General features: G+C 61.4%; 16 protein-coding genes. 3 read left to right on the top strand and 13 right to left on the bottom strand.

Annotated elements, in window-relative coordinates; translation table 11 throughout:
* Positions 1 to 8 precede the first annotated feature (8 nt).
* Positions 9 to 1,148, top strand: coding sequence for an OmpA family protein (locus tag BLU39_RS21900; protein WP_092717211.1), 1,140 nt, complete (start codon positions 9 to 11; stop codon positions 1,146 to 1,148).
* 39 nt (positions 1,149 to 1,187) lie between these two features.
* Here BLU39_RS21900 and BLU39_RS21895 read toward each other — a convergent pair whose 3' ends face one another.
* The 11 genes from BLU39_RS21895 to tyrS all read right to left on the bottom strand — a co-directional run bounded on the left by BLU39_RS21895 (position 1,188) and on the right by tyrS (position 10,332).
* On the bottom strand, positions 1,188 to 1,664 hold the full coding sequence (locus BLU39_RS21895; protein ID WP_092717208.1) for a YaiI/YqxD family protein: 477 nt from the start codon (positions 1,662 to 1,664) through the stop codon (positions 1,188 to 1,190).
* A gap of 23 nt (positions 1,665 to 1,687) precedes the next feature.
* Positions 1,688 to 2,743, bottom strand: a complete 1,056-nt coding sequence (gene ruvB, locus BLU39_RS21890) for a Holliday junction branch migration DNA helicase RuvB (RefSeq protein WP_092716833.1) — start codon at positions 2,741 to 2,743, stop codon at positions 1,688 to 1,690.
* 6 nt (positions 2,744 to 2,749) lie between these two features.
* Positions 2,750 to 3,328, bottom strand: coding sequence for a Holliday junction branch migration protein RuvA (gene ruvA / locus BLU39_RS21885; protein WP_034749203.1), 579 nt, complete (start codon positions 3,326 to 3,328; stop codon positions 2,750 to 2,752).
* A gap of 31 nt (positions 3,329 to 3,359) precedes the next feature.
* On the bottom strand, positions 3,360 to 3,899 hold the full coding sequence (gene ruvC, locus BLU39_RS21880) for a crossover junction endodeoxyribonuclease RuvC (RefSeq protein WP_092716830.1): 540 nt from the start codon (positions 3,897 to 3,899) through the stop codon (positions 3,360 to 3,362).
* 183 nt (positions 3,900 to 4,082) lie between these two features.
* Complete coding sequence (gene purH, locus BLU39_RS21875; protein ID WP_092716828.1) at positions 4,083 to 5,669, bottom strand: bifunctional phosphoribosylaminoimidazolecarboxamide formyltransferase/IMP cyclohydrolase; 1,587 nt, start codon at positions 5,667 to 5,669, stop codon at positions 4,083 to 4,085.
* Between the two features lie 91 nt (positions 5,670 to 5,760).
* The gene (locus BLU39_RS21870; protein WP_008445162.1) at positions 5,761 to 5,994 is read right to left on the bottom strand and encodes a helix-turn-helix domain-containing protein; all 234 of its coding nucleotides are present in this window, start codon (positions 5,992 to 5,994) and stop codon (positions 5,761 to 5,763) included.
* A gap of 167 nt (positions 5,995 to 6,161) precedes the next feature.
* The gene (dusB, locus tag BLU39_RS21865; protein ID WP_092716825.1) at positions 6,162 to 7,202 is read right to left on the bottom strand and encodes a tRNA dihydrouridine synthase DusB; all 1,041 of its coding nucleotides are present in this window, start codon (positions 7,200 to 7,202) and stop codon (positions 6,162 to 6,164) included.
* A 107-nt stretch (positions 7,203 to 7,309) separates the two neighbouring features.
* Positions 7,310 to 7,954 carry a histidine phosphatase family protein gene (locus tag BLU39_RS21860; RefSeq protein WP_092716822.1) on the bottom strand — a complete coding sequence of 215 codons (645 nt, stop codon included), beginning with the start codon at positions 7,952 to 7,954 and terminating at the stop codon, positions 7,310 to 7,312.
* A gap of 3 nt (positions 7,955 to 7,957) precedes the next feature.
* Positions 7,958 to 8,590, bottom strand: a complete 633-nt coding sequence (locus BLU39_RS21855; protein ID WP_092716819.1) for a YbhB/YbcL family Raf kinase inhibitor-like protein — start codon at positions 8,588 to 8,590, stop codon at positions 7,958 to 7,960.
* Between the two features lie 33 nt (positions 8,591 to 8,623).
* The gene (gene dtd, locus BLU39_RS21850; protein ID WP_046683449.1) at positions 8,624 to 9,070 is read right to left on the bottom strand and encodes a D-aminoacyl-tRNA deacylase; all 447 of its coding nucleotides are present in this window, start codon (positions 9,068 to 9,070) and stop codon (positions 8,624 to 8,626) included.
* Complete coding sequence (gene tyrS, locus BLU39_RS21845) at positions 9,067 to 10,332, bottom strand: tyrosine--tRNA ligase (RefSeq protein WP_092716817.1); 1,266 nt, start codon at positions 10,330 to 10,332, stop codon at positions 9,067 to 9,069. Before tyrS ends, dtd begins: the two co-directional genes overlap by 4 nt.
* Positions 10,333 to 10,486: 154 nt before the next feature.
* On the opposite strand from tyrS, the gene BLU39_RS21840 reads away from it, so the two are divergent.
* Positions 10,487 to 11,854: a M23 family metallopeptidase gene (locus BLU39_RS21840; protein WP_092716815.1), complete on the top strand. Its 1,368-nt coding sequence runs from the start codon at positions 10,487 to 10,489 to the stop codon at positions 11,852 to 11,854.
* A 137-nt stretch (positions 11,855 to 11,991) separates the two neighbouring features.
* A complete protein-coding gene (locus BLU39_RS21835) occupies positions 11,992 to 13,086 on the top strand; it encodes an anhydro-N-acetylmuramic acid kinase (RefSeq protein WP_092716813.1) in 1,095 nt (364 codons plus the stop codon).
* A gap of 64 nt (positions 13,087 to 13,150) precedes the next feature.
* On the opposite strand, the gene erpA is transcribed toward BLU39_RS21835, so the two are convergent.
* On the bottom strand, positions 13,151 to 13,513 hold the full coding sequence (erpA, locus tag BLU39_RS21830) for an iron-sulfur cluster insertion protein ErpA (RefSeq protein ID WP_029496047.1): 363 nt from the start codon (positions 13,511 to 13,513) through the stop codon (positions 13,151 to 13,153).
* 98 nt (positions 13,514 to 13,611) lie between these two features.
* Positions 13,612 to 14,001, bottom strand: a complete 390-nt coding sequence (locus BLU39_RS21825; protein WP_034785332.1) for a bactofilin family protein — start codon at positions 13,999 to 14,001, stop codon at positions 13,612 to 13,614.
* Between the last annotated feature and the right edge of the window lie 84 nt (positions 14,002 to 14,085).

Genomic DNA, 14,085 nt, shown 5'->3' with positions numbered 1-14,085 from the left:
ACATGACCATGACTATCGCACACACACTGGGCGCCCTGGGCGTCATGACCGGCGCCTTGCTGGCGGCGCAATCGGCGCAGGCGCAGGACAATACCTTCATCAATCCGGACTGGGCCAACAGCGCCTGGTACATCGGCGCGGGCGTGGGCCAGTCGCGCGCCACCATCGACGAGCCGCGCCTGCGCGCCAGCCTGGCCGCCAACGGCGAAACCGTTACCGGCTTCAGCAAGGACCAGCGCGACACCGGCTATAAACTGTTTGCCGGCCGCCAGCTGAACCAGTATTTCGCCGTGGAAGCAGGCTACTTTGACCTGGGCAAGTTCGATTTCAAGTCGACCACCAGCGGCAACGGCGTGCTGAACGGGCAAGCGGCCTTTCGCGGCGTGAACCTGGACTTGCTGGGCCAGCTGCCGCTGTCGCAGCGCCTGTCCTTGCTGGGCCGCGTCGGCATGCACTACACCAGGACCAACACGGAATTCAGCGGCAATCGCCTGCTGGGCTCGGCCAATGCCCATGCCAGCGAGCGCAAGCTCAACGCCAAGCTGGGCCTGGGCCTGGAATACAAGTTCAGCGAAGCGCTGGCCCTGCGTGGCGAAGTCGAGCGCTATCGCCTGAACGACGCCGTCGGCAACCGTGGCGATGCGGACCTGTATTCCGTCAGCCTCGTGTACAAACTGGGCCGCCCGGCCAGCGCCACGCCCGCCTACCAGCCGGCGCCAGAAGCGGCGCCCGTCGTCACGGTGGCGCCACCGCTGATCGAGGCCAAGCCCGCACCGGCACCCGTGTCGGAAAAAGTGTCGTTTGCTTCCGAAGCGCTGTTTGATTTCGATCAATCGGCGCTCAAGCCACAAGGCAAGGCGGCGCTGGACCAGCTGCTCGGTCAATTGACAGGCATGGATCTGGAAGTCATCGTCACGGTCGGCCATACGGATGCCGTCGGCCCTGACGCCTACAACCAGAAGCTCTCCTTGCGCCGCGCCGAAGCCGTCAAGGCTTACCTGGTGGCGCAAGGCGTGGAAACGAACCGCGTCTATACGGAAGGCAAGGGAGAAACGCAGCCGGTGGCCGACAACACGAGTGCCGCCGGGCGCGCCAAGAACCGCCGCGTAACGGTGGAAGTGGTGGGCACGAAAAAAGTCATGCGTTAAGCTTTATGCGCACAAAAAAACCGGCTTGCGCCGGTTTTTTTACGTCTGCCGCACTACCGCCGCCGGCTTGCGGTGGTGCTTGCTCAAATGCCGGTCCAGGCTATTGGCGAACTGTTGCCGGTCCGACTGGTTGAAGGCGGCCGGGCCGCCCGTGTCGACGCCGCCGCTGCGCAGCTCTTCCATGAAGGCGCGCATCGTCAGTTGCTGGGCGATATTGTCCTTCGTGTAAAACTCGCCGCGCGGATTGAGCGCATAACCGCCCTTGGTCAGCACGTCGGCCGCCAGCGGAATATCGCCCGTGATGACGAGGTCGCCGGGATTGAGCAAACGCACGATTTCCTGGTCGGCCACGTCGGCGCCGGACGGCACTTGCACGGTGCGGATGAAACGCGATGGCGGCACGCGCAAGCCCTGGTTCGCGACCAGGGTGAGCGGCAACTCCAGACGGTCGGCCACGCGGTACAAAATTTCCTTGATGACGACGGGACAGGCGTCGGCGTCGATCCAGATTTGCATGCCTGGCATACCTTCTTGCGCCATCACAGTTCCCACGCTTCGCCGCCGGGGCCCATGCGCGGCGCGCTGACGCCGAAGTGCAAATAGGCGGCCGGCGTGGCGACGCGGCCACGCGGCGTGCGTTGCAAGAATCCTTGCTGGATCAGATACGGCTCCAGCACGTCTTCGATGGTGTCGGCCGCTTCGCCGATGGCGGCCGCCAGGTTGCCGATGCCGACGGGGCCGCCGCCGAACTTGAACAGCACGGCTTCGAGCAATTTACGGTCCATCACGTCGAAGCCGACGGAATCGACATCGAGCATGGCCAGTGCGCGGTCGGCCACCACCTTGGTGATCTCGCCATTGCTTTTGACTTCCGCGAAATCGCGCACGCGGCGCAGCAAACGGTTGGCGATGCGGGGCGTGCCACGGGCACGCTGGGCGATCTCGCGCGCGCCTTCCGGGTCGATGGGCGCTTTCAGCAAGGCGGCGCTGCGGCTGACGATCTTCGTCAATTCGCCCGTGTTATAAAACTCGAGGCGCGCGACGATGCCGAAGCGGTCGCGCAGCGGGTTGGTCAGCATGCCGGCGCGCGTGGTGGCGCCGACCAGGGTAAACGGTTGCAGATCGAGTTTCACGGAACGGGCTGCCGGGCCTTCGCCGATCATGATATCGATCTGATAATCCTCAAGCGCCGGATATAAAATTTCCTCGACGACCGGCGACAGCCGGTGGATTTCATCGATGAACAGCACGTCGTTCGCTTCCAGGTTCGTCAGGATCGCCGCCAGGTCGCCCGGGCGCTCGAGCACGGGGCCGGAAGTCTGGCGCAAATTGACGCCCATTTCGCGCGCGATGATGTGCGCCAGGGTCGTCTTACCCAGGCCAGGCGGGCCGAACAGCAAAGTGTGGTCGAGCGCTTCCTTGCGCTGGCGCGCGGCCGTGATGAAAATCTCAAGCTGGTCGCGGATCTTTTCCTGCCCCACGTACTCATCGAGCTGCTTGGGGCGCAAGGCCCGCTCGATGGCCTCCTCGTTGTGCGAGATGGGCGCCGCGTCGATGATGCGCTGTTCCGTGAAGCTGTCGGTCTGGATGCTCATGCCCTATCAGCCTTTCGACAGCGCTTTCAGCGCCAGTTTGATGCCGTCCGACACACCGGTGCCAGCCGGCACGTTCTTCACGGCGGCCAGCGCTTCCTTGTCCGAATAGCCGAGCGCGACCAGCGCGTTGAGGATGTCCGATTGCGCGTCGGGCGCCGCATGCGCGCCGCCGGCGCCGATATCGGCTCCCAGCTTGCCCTTCAATTCCAGCAACAGGCGCTCGGCCGTCTTCTTGCCGATGCCCGGCACTTTCACCAAACGGCCGGAATCCTGCAGGGTGATGGCCTGCGCCAAGTCGGCAATCGTCATGCCGGAAAGAATCGACAGCGCCATGCGCGCGCCCACGCCCGTGATCTTGATCAGCTGGCGGAACACGGCCCGCTCGGCCGCATTGCCGAAGCCAAACAGCAAATGCGCATCTTCGCGGATGGCCTGGTGCGTGAACAGCACGACTTTTTCGCCCACGTGGGGCAAGTTGTAAAAAGTGCTCATCGGCACGTCGACTTCATAGCCGACGCCCTGGCAATCGACCAGCAATTGTGGCGGATTCTTTTCAAGCAGAATACCGGAGAGACGGCCTATCATCGCGTGTTCCTAATGTTAAATTTCAGGGTGATTATCCAACTAAACGGCCGCGCTTCATGCGCAAGCCCTGCAGTTGCGGCGCCAGCGCGCCTATCATGGCCAGCGCATCGATGCTGTTGGCGTGACAAATGGCCACGCCCAGGGCATCGGCCGCATCCGTGCCGGGCAAGCCGGGCAGGGACAGCAGCCGCGACACCATTTCCTGCACCTGCTCCTTGGCTGCCTTGCCATGGCCCGTGACGGCCTGTTTCACTTGCAGCGCCGTGTATTCGGCCACCGACAAATCGGCATGCACGAGCGCGCAAATGGCCGCGCCGCGCGCCTGGCCCAGCAGCAAGGTCGATTGGGGATTGACGTTGACAAACACTTTTTCGATGGCCGCGCAATCGGGCTGGTAGGTGCCGACGATCTCGCCCACACCCTGCAGGATAACCTTCAGGCGCGGCGGCAATTCCCCTTCGGAACCCGTCTTGACGGTCCCCGACGCGATATAGCGCAGCTTGTTGCCGTGTTTTTCAATGACCCCAAAGCCGGTGGTGCGCAAGCCAGGATCGATGCCAAGAATAATCATCGCCAGATTCTATAATGAATACGGCAGGCACCGGTGAATAACCGGTGCCTGCCGCTGAGTACTTTTTGGAGTAGCTGTAGGTCGGATTAGCGGTACGCGTAATCCGACAGCGTCGCCAACCGCGCCTGTCGGATTACGCGCGGCCTGCGGCCCCGCTAATCCGACCTACTTTCTCCATCGATATTAATGACGGAAGTGACGCGTGCCCGTGTACAGCATCACGACGCCGCGCTCGTCCGCCGCATCGATCACTTCCTGGTCGCGCATGGAGCCGCCCGGGTGGATGACGCAGGTCGCACCCGCGTCGACGACGACGTCGAGGCCATCGCGGAACGGGAAGAAGGCGTCCGACGCCACCACCGAACCGGTCAGCGACAGGCCCGCGTTTTGCGCCTTGATCGAAGCGATGCGGGCCGAGTCGATACGGCTCATCTGGCCAGCGCCCACGCCCAGGGTCATGTTATTGCCGCAGAAGACGATGGCGTTCGACTTGACGAATTTCGCCACTTTCCAGGCGAACATCAGGTCGGCCAGCTGCTGCGGCGTTGGCTGCAGCTTGCTGACCACGCGCAAGTCGCCGATACCGACGTTCTTCGCATCCGGCGATTGCACCAGCAAGCCGCCACCGACGCGCTTGAAGTCCATGGCGTTGACGCCCGCGCCCAGCGGGATTTCCAGCATGCGCACGTTTTGCTTGCTCGACAGAATCTGTTTCGCTTCGGCCGAGAACGACGGGGCGATCAGCACTTCGACGAACAGCTTGGCGATTTCGCCGGCGGTGGCGCCGTCGAGTTCCGTGTTGAAGGCGATGATGCCACCGAATGCCGAGGTCGGGTCCGTCTGCAGGGCGCGCGCATACGCTTCCGCCGCATTCTTGCCCAGGGCTACGCCGCAGGGGTTCGCGTGCTTGACGATGACGCAAGCGGCGCTTTGTTCGAAGCCGCCCATGCTCTTCACGCATTCCCAGGCCGCATCGGCGTCGGCGATGTTGTTGTACGACAATTCCTTGCCTTGCAGCTGGCGATAGTTGGCCAGCGCGCCATCGGTGGTGACGAGGTCGCGGTAGAAAGCGGCGCTCTGGTGCGGGTTTTCACCGTAGCGCATGTCTTGCACTTTTTCAAAGGCCACGTTCAGGATTTGCGGATAGGCGCCGCGCTCGGCGTGCACTTTCGTCGGGCCCAGGCTGGTCAGGTAGTTGGTGATGGCGCCATCGTATTGCGCCGTGTGCGCAAAGACTTTTTTCGCCAGCATGAATTTGGTGTCGTAGCTGACGTCGCCTGCCTTGCCGTCGGCCGAGCGCATTTCCGCCAGCACCGCGTCGTAGTCGGTCGGATCGCAGATGACGACCACGTCCTTGTGGTTCTTGGCCGCCGAACGCAGCATGGTCGGGCCGCCGATATCGATGTTTTCGATCGCGTCTTCCAGGGTGCAATCGGCCTTGGCGACCGTGCCCTGGAACGGGTACAGGTTGACCACCACCATGTCGATGGTCGGCATGTCGTGCTCGACCAGTTTCGACATGTGCTCAGGGAAATCGCGGCGCGCCAGGATACCGCCGTGCACTTTCGGGTGCAGGGTTTTCACACGGCCATCGAGCATCTCCGGGAAACCCGTGTAATCGGCAACTTCCGTGACAGGAACACCGTTGTCTGCCAGCAATTTGGCGGTGCCGCCGGTGGACAGGAGGTTGACGCCGAGGGCGGACAGGGCGCGGGCGAATTCGAGAACGCCGGTCTTGTCGGAAACGGAGAGGAGAGCTTGTTTGATCATGGCTGTGGCTAGGTGGTTAAGTGTTCTTGGCGAATGGCGCAGGGCTGAGGCTGCGGCGGATTCAAATCTTGGCGTCACTTGCATGCCGGCATTACAGCAAACCGTGCTCCTGCAATTTCTTGCGCAAGGTATTGCGGTTGATGCCCAGCATCTGCGCGGCGTGCGACTGGTTGCCATCGGCGCGTGTCATCACGACTTCCAGGATGGGCTTTTCCACGGTCAGCACGACCATGTCGTAGATATTCGATGCTTGCTGTTCGCCCAGGTCATTGAAGTAATCTTCTAGACTTTTCTGTACGACTTCCTGAATGCTTTCTTTGCTCATTTGTATGCTTCAACCGGCTGAACACCTGGCCATCCGGTGCCGCGTCGCTCATGCGGTCCGCGTGCTGCCCTCTTGCCTCGGTGTTGTAATTAATATTGCATGACGCTCTGTATAGGCGCTCGCCCTTGTACTGCTGATCACTGACTACCCTGCTTGCTGCTATCTGCTCATGCTGCCGTGGCCGCTTCTACCAGGCCACTTTCACTGGATTCGGAGAGGCGGTATTGTAACCGTTCGCCAAATTTCCATTGCGACTCAAAAAATTGATCGACGGCCAGCAATTGCGCGTCCGTCGACTCCAGCAAGTTCATTTGCTGGCGGAACGCTTCGCCGCCTTCCAGGTCTTTCACATACCAGCCGATGTGCTTGCGCGCCGTGCGCACGCCGAGGAATTCGCCGTAAAACGCGTAATGGGCGCGCAAATGCTCATCCATCAAGGTCCGCACTTCATCCACGTACGGCGCCGGCAATAAAGTACCAGTGCGCAAAAAATGGTCGATTTCACGGCAAATCCACGGCCGGCCCTGTGCCGCGCGGCCGATCATGACGGCATCGGCGCCCGTTTGATCGAGTACAAAACGGGCCTTTTCCGGGCTGGTAATGTCGCCATTGGCCACCACGGGGATGCCCACCGATGCTTTCACGGCAGCAATGGTTTCATATTCGGCATCGCCCTTGTAGCCATCGGCACGCGTGCGGCCATGCAAGGTCAGCATCTGGATGCCGGCTTGCTCGGCGATACGGGCGATTTTCAGGGCATTCTTGTTTTCACGGTTCCAGCCCGTGCGAAATTTCAGGGTGACGGGCACGTCGACGGCGTTGACGACGGCGTGCAAGATCTTTTCGACCAGGCTTTCGTTTTGCAACAGGGCCGAACCGCACCAGCTGTTGCACACCTTTTTCACGGGGCAACCCATGTTGATGTCGATGATCTGCGCGCCCCGGTCCACGTTGAACTTGGCGCAATCGGCCAGGTCTTGCGGATCGGCACCGGCGATCTGCACGGCTTTCGGCTCCATTTCGCCTTCATGGTCCGTGCGGCGCGCGCTTTTTTCCGTCGCCCACAGGCGCGGATTCGACGCCGCCATCTCCGACACGGCATAGCCGGCACCCAACTGCTTGCACAACTGGCGGAAAGGCCGATCCGTCACACCCGCCATGGGAGCGACGAAAACGTTATTGCGCAGAATGTGAGGGCCGATTTGCACTGAGGAACCTGGAATGGACGGAGGAACCTGCTATTTTAACCGATTACCTGCCTATTTAATAAGCACTATTTTTTTAGCTCAGTGCGTCAGAGTGAGGATGGGGTCGCTTAGCCCAGCTCGTCCATCGCGGGTGCGCTCAGGTGCTCGATATTTCCCCAGTGCACTAAATGCAGCTTGCCGTCCGCGTACGAAAACCGGTTGACGCTGGCATTCTTGACCTGGAAGTCGCGCGGGCTGTCGAGCGTCATGCCGACCGCCTCGCGGTAAGCGCACTCGAGCACGCCGCCGTGCGCCACGATGGCGATGGTCTGGCCGTCATATTGTTCGGCCCAGCGGACGATGGCATCGTTCGCGCGCGCATAGAACTGGCGGAAACTTTCGGCCTGGCGCTCGCCCGACGGCATCACGGCGTCGATCTGGCGCGATTGCCATTGCGCATACTCATGCGGATAGCGCGCAGCGATGTCCGCATACAGCAAGCCTTCAAAGGCGCCATAGCAGCGCTCGCGCAGCAAGGGGTCCGTTTGCACGGATACATCTTTCACATCGGCCACGGCTTGCGCCGTCTGCTGCGCGCGCTGCAGGTCGCTGGCGATGATGGCGGCCAGCGGTTCGTCCGCCAGCGCCTGTCCCAGCGCGGCCGCTTGCGCCAGGCCCGCCTCGTTCAAGGCGATGTCGATATGGCCCTGCAGGCGGCGGCCCGCATTCCAGGCCGTCTCGCCATGGCGTATCAATAAAATCATGGTGCTCATGCTTTATTTCTTCAGGGTAAGTGCCAACTCGGGGTTGAGCGAGTAGGCGACGACGAGCTGGGCTTCGTCGAGGATGTGGCCGTACAGGGCGGCATGGGCTTGCTGCCCCGTGAAACGCCCGGGCAAAGCCAGCTGCGGCACGTCGAGCGCGTACAGGCGGAAAATATAGTGGTGGATGCGCTCGTCATTCCATGGCGGGCACGGGCCATCATAGCCGTAATAATCGCCAGCCATGGCGGCATCGCCGGCAAACCAGCCCGTGTAGTCGTTGATGCCCTGGCGCAGCCCGGGACCGGCCGCCTTGCCACGCGGCGTGATGCCGCTGGAAAATTCCCCAGCAGCAATAACCCGCATGGCCGGCGGCACGTCGAGCAAGCTCCAGTGATAAAAGTCGCCGCGCAGCGCCGTCAGCGGCAGGGCCTGGTCATCGCGGTTAGCCAGGCTGGCGTCCTGCGGCGCATCGGGGTCGATGCAGAACAGGGCCAGCGACTCGGTGCCGTTGGGCACATCGTCCCAGGCCAGATGGGGATTGCGGTTGCCGGCGAGGCGCACGCGGCTGGCCGGATCGATCTCGGCAAAAGCATAGTCGGCCGGCATCAGGCCGCCATCACGAAACGTCTCGCTCCACAATTTCATCGCTTGCTCCTCTTTATAGTTATGGCTTTGCGCTTATTTGGCATTCACTTGCAGCCAGAACGTGACGGGGCCGTCGTTCGTCAGCGACACCTGCATGTCGGCGCCGAACTGCCCCGTTTGCACGGTCGCATGGCGGCTGCGCGCCTGGTCCACGAAATGCGTGAACAGGCGCAAGCCGTCCTGCGGCGCGGCCGCCGGCGTAAACGACGGGCGCGTGCCGGACTTGGTGTCGGCCGCCAGCGTAAACTGGGGCACCAGCAGCAAGCCGCCGGCCACGTCCGTCACGCTGCGGTTCATCTTGCCCGCCTCATCGGCAAACACGCGGTAGCCGAGCAGCTTGGCCAGCAGGGCGTCCGCTTCCTTCTCCGTATCGCCCCGCTCGGCGCACACGAGCACCATCAGCCCGGCGTCGATGGCGCCGATGGTGGCGCCGGCGACATCCACCTTGGCTTGCGTGACGCGCTGCAGCAGCGCGATCATGCCGTCAAGGTGACGCGCGCAAAGCTGCGCTTGCCAACTTGCAACACGAACTGGCCGGCTTCCACTTGCAAGCCCTTGTCGCTGATGACGGTGCCGTCGATGCGCACGCCGCCTTGGTCGATCTTGCGCATGGCTTCCGACGTGGATGGGCACAGACCGGCTTGCTTGAGCAATTGCGGGATGCCCAGCGGCGCGCCAGCCAGGCTCACTTCCGGGATATCGTCGGGAATGCCGCCTTTCGAGCGGTTGACGAAATCGGCCAGCGCATCTTCGGCCGCCTGTTGCGAATGGAAGCGGGCGACGATTTCTTGCGCCAGTGCAACCTTGGCGTCGCGCGGATTGCGGCCTTCCTCGACTTCGCGCTTCAGCTGCGCCAGTTCGTCGATCGAGCGCCACGACAGCAGCTCGTAGTAGCGCCACATCATGACGTCGGAAATGCTCATCAGCTTGGCGAACATGGTGTTGCCTGGTTCCGTGATGCCGATGTAGTTGTTCTTCGACTTGGACATTTTTTCCACGCCGTCCAAACCTTCCAGCAGCGGCATGGTCAAAATACACTGCTGCTCCTGTCCGTACTGCTTTTGCAGTTCGCGGCCCACCAGCAGGTTGAACTTCTGGTCCGTGCCGCCCAGTTCCAGGTCCGATTTCAGGGCCACCGAGTCATAGCCCTGCATCAGCGGGTACAGGAATTCATGCACGGAAATAGGAATGCCGCCCTGGAAGCGCTTGGTGAAGTCGTCGCGCTCGATCATGCGCGCCACCGTGTAGTGGGAAGCGAGCTGGATGATGCCGCGCGCGCCCAGCGGATCGCACCACTCGGAGTTATAGCGGATTTCCGTCTTGCTGGCGTCCAGTACTAAAGATGCTTGCGCGAAATACGTCATCGCGTTAATCTCGATCTGTTCCTTGGTCAGCGGCGGGCGCGTGACGTTGCGGCCCGAAGGGTCGCCGATCATGGACGTGAAGTCGCCAATGAGGAAAATGACTTGATGGCCGAGGTTTTGCAGCTGGCGCATCTTGTTCAGCACGACAGTGTGGCCCAGGTGCAAGTCGGGTGCGGTCGGGTCCAGGCCCAGTTTGATGCGCAGCGGAACACCGGTTTTCTCGGAGCGTGCTAATTTTTGCGCAAATTCGCTTTCGATCAATAGTTCGTCGACGCCACGCTTGGTAATCGCGAGGGCTTCTTGTACTCTGTCAGACAGCGGAAGCGCGGTCTGAGCGGCGTTAGCCTTTGTAGGCGATGCGGTGGTGTTGATTTCCATAAAATTTGACTGTAGATCTCAAAATGGTAGTAGGTTTGCGGAGTTTGCTATAATGCTCGATCCCATCAATCTTGCCGTATGAAAACGAATCAAAATAACAATAACAAAGAGCGCTAGCTCAGGTCACGTTCAAGGGCAAATTTTAACTGATTGCATGAACCCTATACATAAAATCACAGGCTCACGCCTGTACACACAGCTGACGACGACCCGCAAGGCACGCATTATTGGTGCGTCCGCGGTGCTGCTCGCCGTGGCCGCCTTCGGCGCGGTCGCTGTGTCGCCCATGGCGCCGGACGCATCGGACCTGCCCGTCACGTCCATCGCCCAGAACCTGGAAATGCCGGACATCGCCTCGCAAATTTCCGCGATGGAACAGGTAGACCAGAATTTCACCCACGAAGAAAAAGTCCGCGCTGGCGATACCCTCGCCACCCTGCTGACCCGTCTCGGCGTGGATGATCAGGCGGCCGCCAATTTCATCAAAACCGACAAGATCGCGCGCGGCGTGATGTTGCTGAAATCGGGCAAGCGCGTACAAGCGCAAACCACCGAAAACGGCGACCTCAACTGGATGCGCGCCACCCTCGTCGACGGCACGGACAAATCGGTCAAGAACATCCTGATCACCCGCAAGGGCGACAAGTTCGTGGCCACGGAAGTGGCAGCCCAGCTGGAACGCCGCGTTGAAATGCACGCGCGCAAGATTACCTCCACCCTGTTCGCCGCCACCGACTCCAGCCTGGACGGCACCCGCCTGCCAGACTCGATTTCCGCGCAAATCGTGGAAATGTTCTCCACCAATATCGACTTCCGCTCCGACCTGAAACGCGGCGACTCGTTTAATGTTGTCTACGAAACATTCTGGCAAGATGGCGAATTTGTCCGAGCGGGCCGCATCCTGGCCGGTGAATTCACCAACCGCGGCACGACTTACCAGTCCGTTTGGTTCGAAGACCCAGCCAGCAAGCAAGGCGGCGGTTACTACAGTTTCGACGGCAAGTCCCTCAAAAAAGCCTTCCTGAAATCCCCCCTCGAATTTTCCCGTATCTCGTCCGGCTTCTCCATGCGCGTACACCCGATTTCCGGCAACTGGAAAGCGCACAAGGGCATCGATTTCGCTGCAGCAACCGGTACACCTATCCGCGCTTCGGGCGATGGCGTGGTCGATTCCGTCGGCAGCCAAAACGGCTATGGCAATGTTGTCGTCCTGAAACACTGGGCCAACTACAGCACCGCCTACGCCCACATGAGCCGCTTCGCTTCGGGCCTGAAAAAAGGTCAAAAAGTCAGCCAGGGCGATGTGATCGGCTACGTCGGCACCACCGGCTGGTCCACGGGCGCGCATTTGCACTATGAATTCCGCGTCGGCGGCGTGGCACAAGACCCAAGCAAGCTGAACGTACAAGCACAGGCGCCATTGACGGCCGCCGAGCTGAGCCGCTTCCGCATGGTGTCGGCTGACATGATGCACCGCTTCACCCTGCTGCGTCCGAACGACACGGCACTGGCTTCGCGCTAAGCAACACTGCCTTCGGGCAATATATAAAGGCACCGCCCATGCAGATGGCCGGTGCCTTTGTTTTTCCCCGCGCGCTTTTGCGTACGGCACAAATACGGCACAATGCATCCCACCACTGAGCACTCAAGGAGTACCCCATGCTGTATATCGGTTTGATGTCGGGCACCAGCCTCGATGGCGTCGATGGCGCGCTGGTCGACTTTTCCGACGATGGCGGCACGCGCAGCCTGGGCGACGCCTACATTCCCTTCCCCGCCAGCCTGCGCGCCGACCTGATGGCCTTGCAAAGTGCTGGCCAGAATGAAATCGAACGCGAAGCGCTGGCGGCCAATCAACTGGTACGCCATTACGCCGATTGCGTCGCCATGCTCTTGAGCAAAGCGGGCATCGGCCCGGACGCCGTTGCCGCCATCGGCGCGCATGGCCAGACCATCCGCCACCGACCCGAGCTGGGCTTTACGCGCCAGTTGAACAACCCTGCCCTGCTGGCTGAACTGACGGGCATCGACGTCATCGCCGACTTGCGCAGCCGCGACGTGGCGGCCGGCGGCCAGGGCGCGCCGCTGGTGCCCGCTTTTCACCAGGCCATTTTCAATCTGCCCGGCCACACGCGCGTGCTGGCCAATATCGGCGGCATCAGCAATATCAGCGTACTGCACGCGGACGGCATGGTGACGGGCTACGATACGGGGCCGGGCAATGCGCTGATGGATGGCTGGGTCTTGCGGCACCTGGGCCAACCCTATGACGCCAACGGCGCCTGGGCCGAGACAGGCCAGGTCATCCCCGCGCTGCTGGCAGACTTGCTCGATGAACCGTATTTTGACTTGCCGGCGCCGAAAAGCACGGGACGCGACCTGTTCCATGCCGACTGGCTGCAGGGCAAGCTGAGCAACTATGCGCAAGCCAATCCGGCCGACGTGCAGGCGACCCTGACGCAGCTGACGGCCGCCAGCCTGGCGCACGCCATCGCGCGCGACGGGGCGCGGGCGGAAACCGTGTACGTGTGTGGCGGCGGCGCGCAGAACGCCAGCCTGATGGCGGCGCTGGCCCGTGCATTGCCGGGCATGGCGGTGGAATCGACGGAAGCGCTGGGCGTGGCGCCCAGCCAGGTCGAGGCGCTGGCCTTTGCGTGGCTGGCTTGGCGCTTTACACAGCGCAAGCCGGGTAACTTGCCGGCCGTGACGGGAGCGCAGGGGCTGAGGGTATTGGGCGCCTTATACCCGAGCTAAGCGGGCACAGAAACACAAATAGCGGATCGATGATCCGCTATTTTTACATTCCGATAAAACTACTTTATACCGAGAACGATGAACCGCAACCGCAGGTCGACGTGGCTGTCGGATTCTTGATCACGAACTGTGCACCTTCCAGGTCATCCTTGTAGTCGATTTCCGCGCCGACCAGGTACTGGTAGCTCATGGAATCGATCAACAGCTGGACGCCGTTCTTGACCATGGTGGTGTCATCTTCGTTGACGATTTCATCGAAGGTGAAGCCATACTGGAAACCGGAGCAGCCGCCGCCCTGCACGAATACGCGCAATTTCAGGTCGGGATTGCCTTCTTCTTCGATCAGCTGCGCGACTTTTTCAGCGGCGCTATCGGTAAAGATAATAGGGGAAGGGATCACATCTTGCATTTCAGCGACGGCATTCATATCAGGCACTCCTACTAGAAAACATTAAGTCATTATAGACTGTTGGCGCAAGTCGCGCTGCGGCCGCCGCTGACGCGGCAGGCCGGTGTTGTTCCTGCTCACATTTCCGACACGGCCAGGTGCAGCACGGGGTCTGCGCTGTCGTGCCGGCTGAGCTTGCCCTGCACCAATGCGCCGCTGTGCATTTCCAGCACCTTGTAATAGACCTCACCTACAATGCGGGCTTTTGGCTGGATTTCAAGCATTTCGGACACGTACACGGGACCATTGATCTCGCCGCTGACGACCAGGCTCGAGCAGCGCACTTCACCATCGATACGGCCCGCCTCGCCCAGCACCACATACGTGGGCTCGCCCGGCTCGCCCGTGACGTTGCCGCGCACATGGCCGTCGATGCGCAGGCCGCCGCAAAACAGCAGGTCGCCCTCGATCCGCGTGGAAGCGCCGATCAAGGTGTCGATGGGGTTTTTCGCGTTGCGCTCGAACATGAACGTCATCCTGTCGGGTAGGTGGCAGTCCAATTTATCACAGGTCCGGCAAAAAGGCGCCGGACCCGCGCAAGCACCGTCGCG

The organism is Janthinobacterium sp. OK676, from assembly GCF_900103595.1.
GTDB lineage: Bacteria > Pseudomonadota > Gammaproteobacteria > Burkholderiales > Burkholderiaceae_D > Janthinobacterium.
The sequence above is the reverse complement of the archived record's forward strand: the minus strand, read 5'-3'. Positions and strand labels throughout refer to the sequence as shown.

What these genes read in the sequence shown, in the direction of transcription:
- BLU39_RS21855 (WP_092716819.1), bottom strand. Translation starts at nt 8,590, where the DNA reads ATGAAATTGTGGAGCGAGACGTTTCGTGATGGCGGCCTGATGCCGGCC.
- ruvB (WP_092716833.1), bottom strand. Translation starts at nt 2,743, where the DNA reads ATGAGCATCCAGACCGACAGCTTCACGGAACAGCGCATCATCGACGCG.
- ruvC (WP_092716830.1), bottom strand. Translation starts at nt 3,899, where the DNA reads ATGATTATTCTTGGCATCGATCCTGGCTTGCGCACCACCGGCTTTGGG.
- BLU39_RS21825 (WP_034785332.1), bottom strand. Translation starts at nt 14,001, where the DNA reads ATGTTCGAGCGCAACGCGAAAAACCCCATCGACACCTTGATCGGCGCT.
- dtd (WP_046683449.1), bottom strand. Translation starts at nt 9,070, where the DNA reads ATGATCGCGCTGCTGCAGCGCGTCACGCAAGCCAAGGTGGATGTCGCC.
- BLU39_RS21870 (WP_008445162.1), bottom strand. Translation starts at nt 5,994, where the DNA reads ATGAGCAAAGAAAGCATTCAGGAAGTCGTACAGAAAAGTCTAGAAGAT.
- BLU39_RS21860 (WP_092716822.1), bottom strand. Translation starts at nt 7,954, where the DNA reads ATGAGCACCATGATTTTATTGATACGCCATGGCGAGACGGCCTGGAAT.
- BLU39_RS21840 (WP_092716815.1), top strand. Translation starts at nt 10,487, where the DNA reads ATGAACCCTATACATAAAATCACAGGCTCACGCCTGTACACACAGCTG.
- BLU39_RS21900 (WP_092717211.1), top strand. Translation starts at nt 9, where the DNA reads ATGACTATCGCACACACACTGGGCGCCCTGGGCGTCATGACCGGCGCC.
- BLU39_RS21895 (WP_092717208.1), bottom strand. Translation starts at nt 1,664, where the DNA reads ATGCAAATCTGGATCGACGCCGACGCCTGTCCCGTCGTCATCAAGGAA.
- erpA (WP_029496047.1), bottom strand. Translation starts at nt 13,513, where the DNA reads ATGAATGCCGTCGCTGAAATGCAAGATGTGATCCCTTCCCCTATTATC.
- tyrS (WP_092716817.1), bottom strand. Translation starts at nt 10,332, where the DNA reads ATGGAAATCAACACCACCGCATCGCCTACAAAGGCTAACGCCGCTCAG.
- ruvA (WP_034749203.1), bottom strand. Translation starts at nt 3,328, where the DNA reads ATGATAGGCCGTCTCTCCGGTATTCTGCTTGAAAAGAATCCGCCACAA.
- BLU39_RS21835 (WP_092716813.1), top strand. Translation starts at nt 11,992, where the DNA reads ATGCTGTATATCGGTTTGATGTCGGGCACCAGCCTCGATGGCGTCGAT.
- purH (WP_092716828.1), bottom strand. Translation starts at nt 5,669, where the DNA reads ATGATCAAACAAGCTCTCCTCTCCGTTTCCGACAAGACCGGCGTTCTC.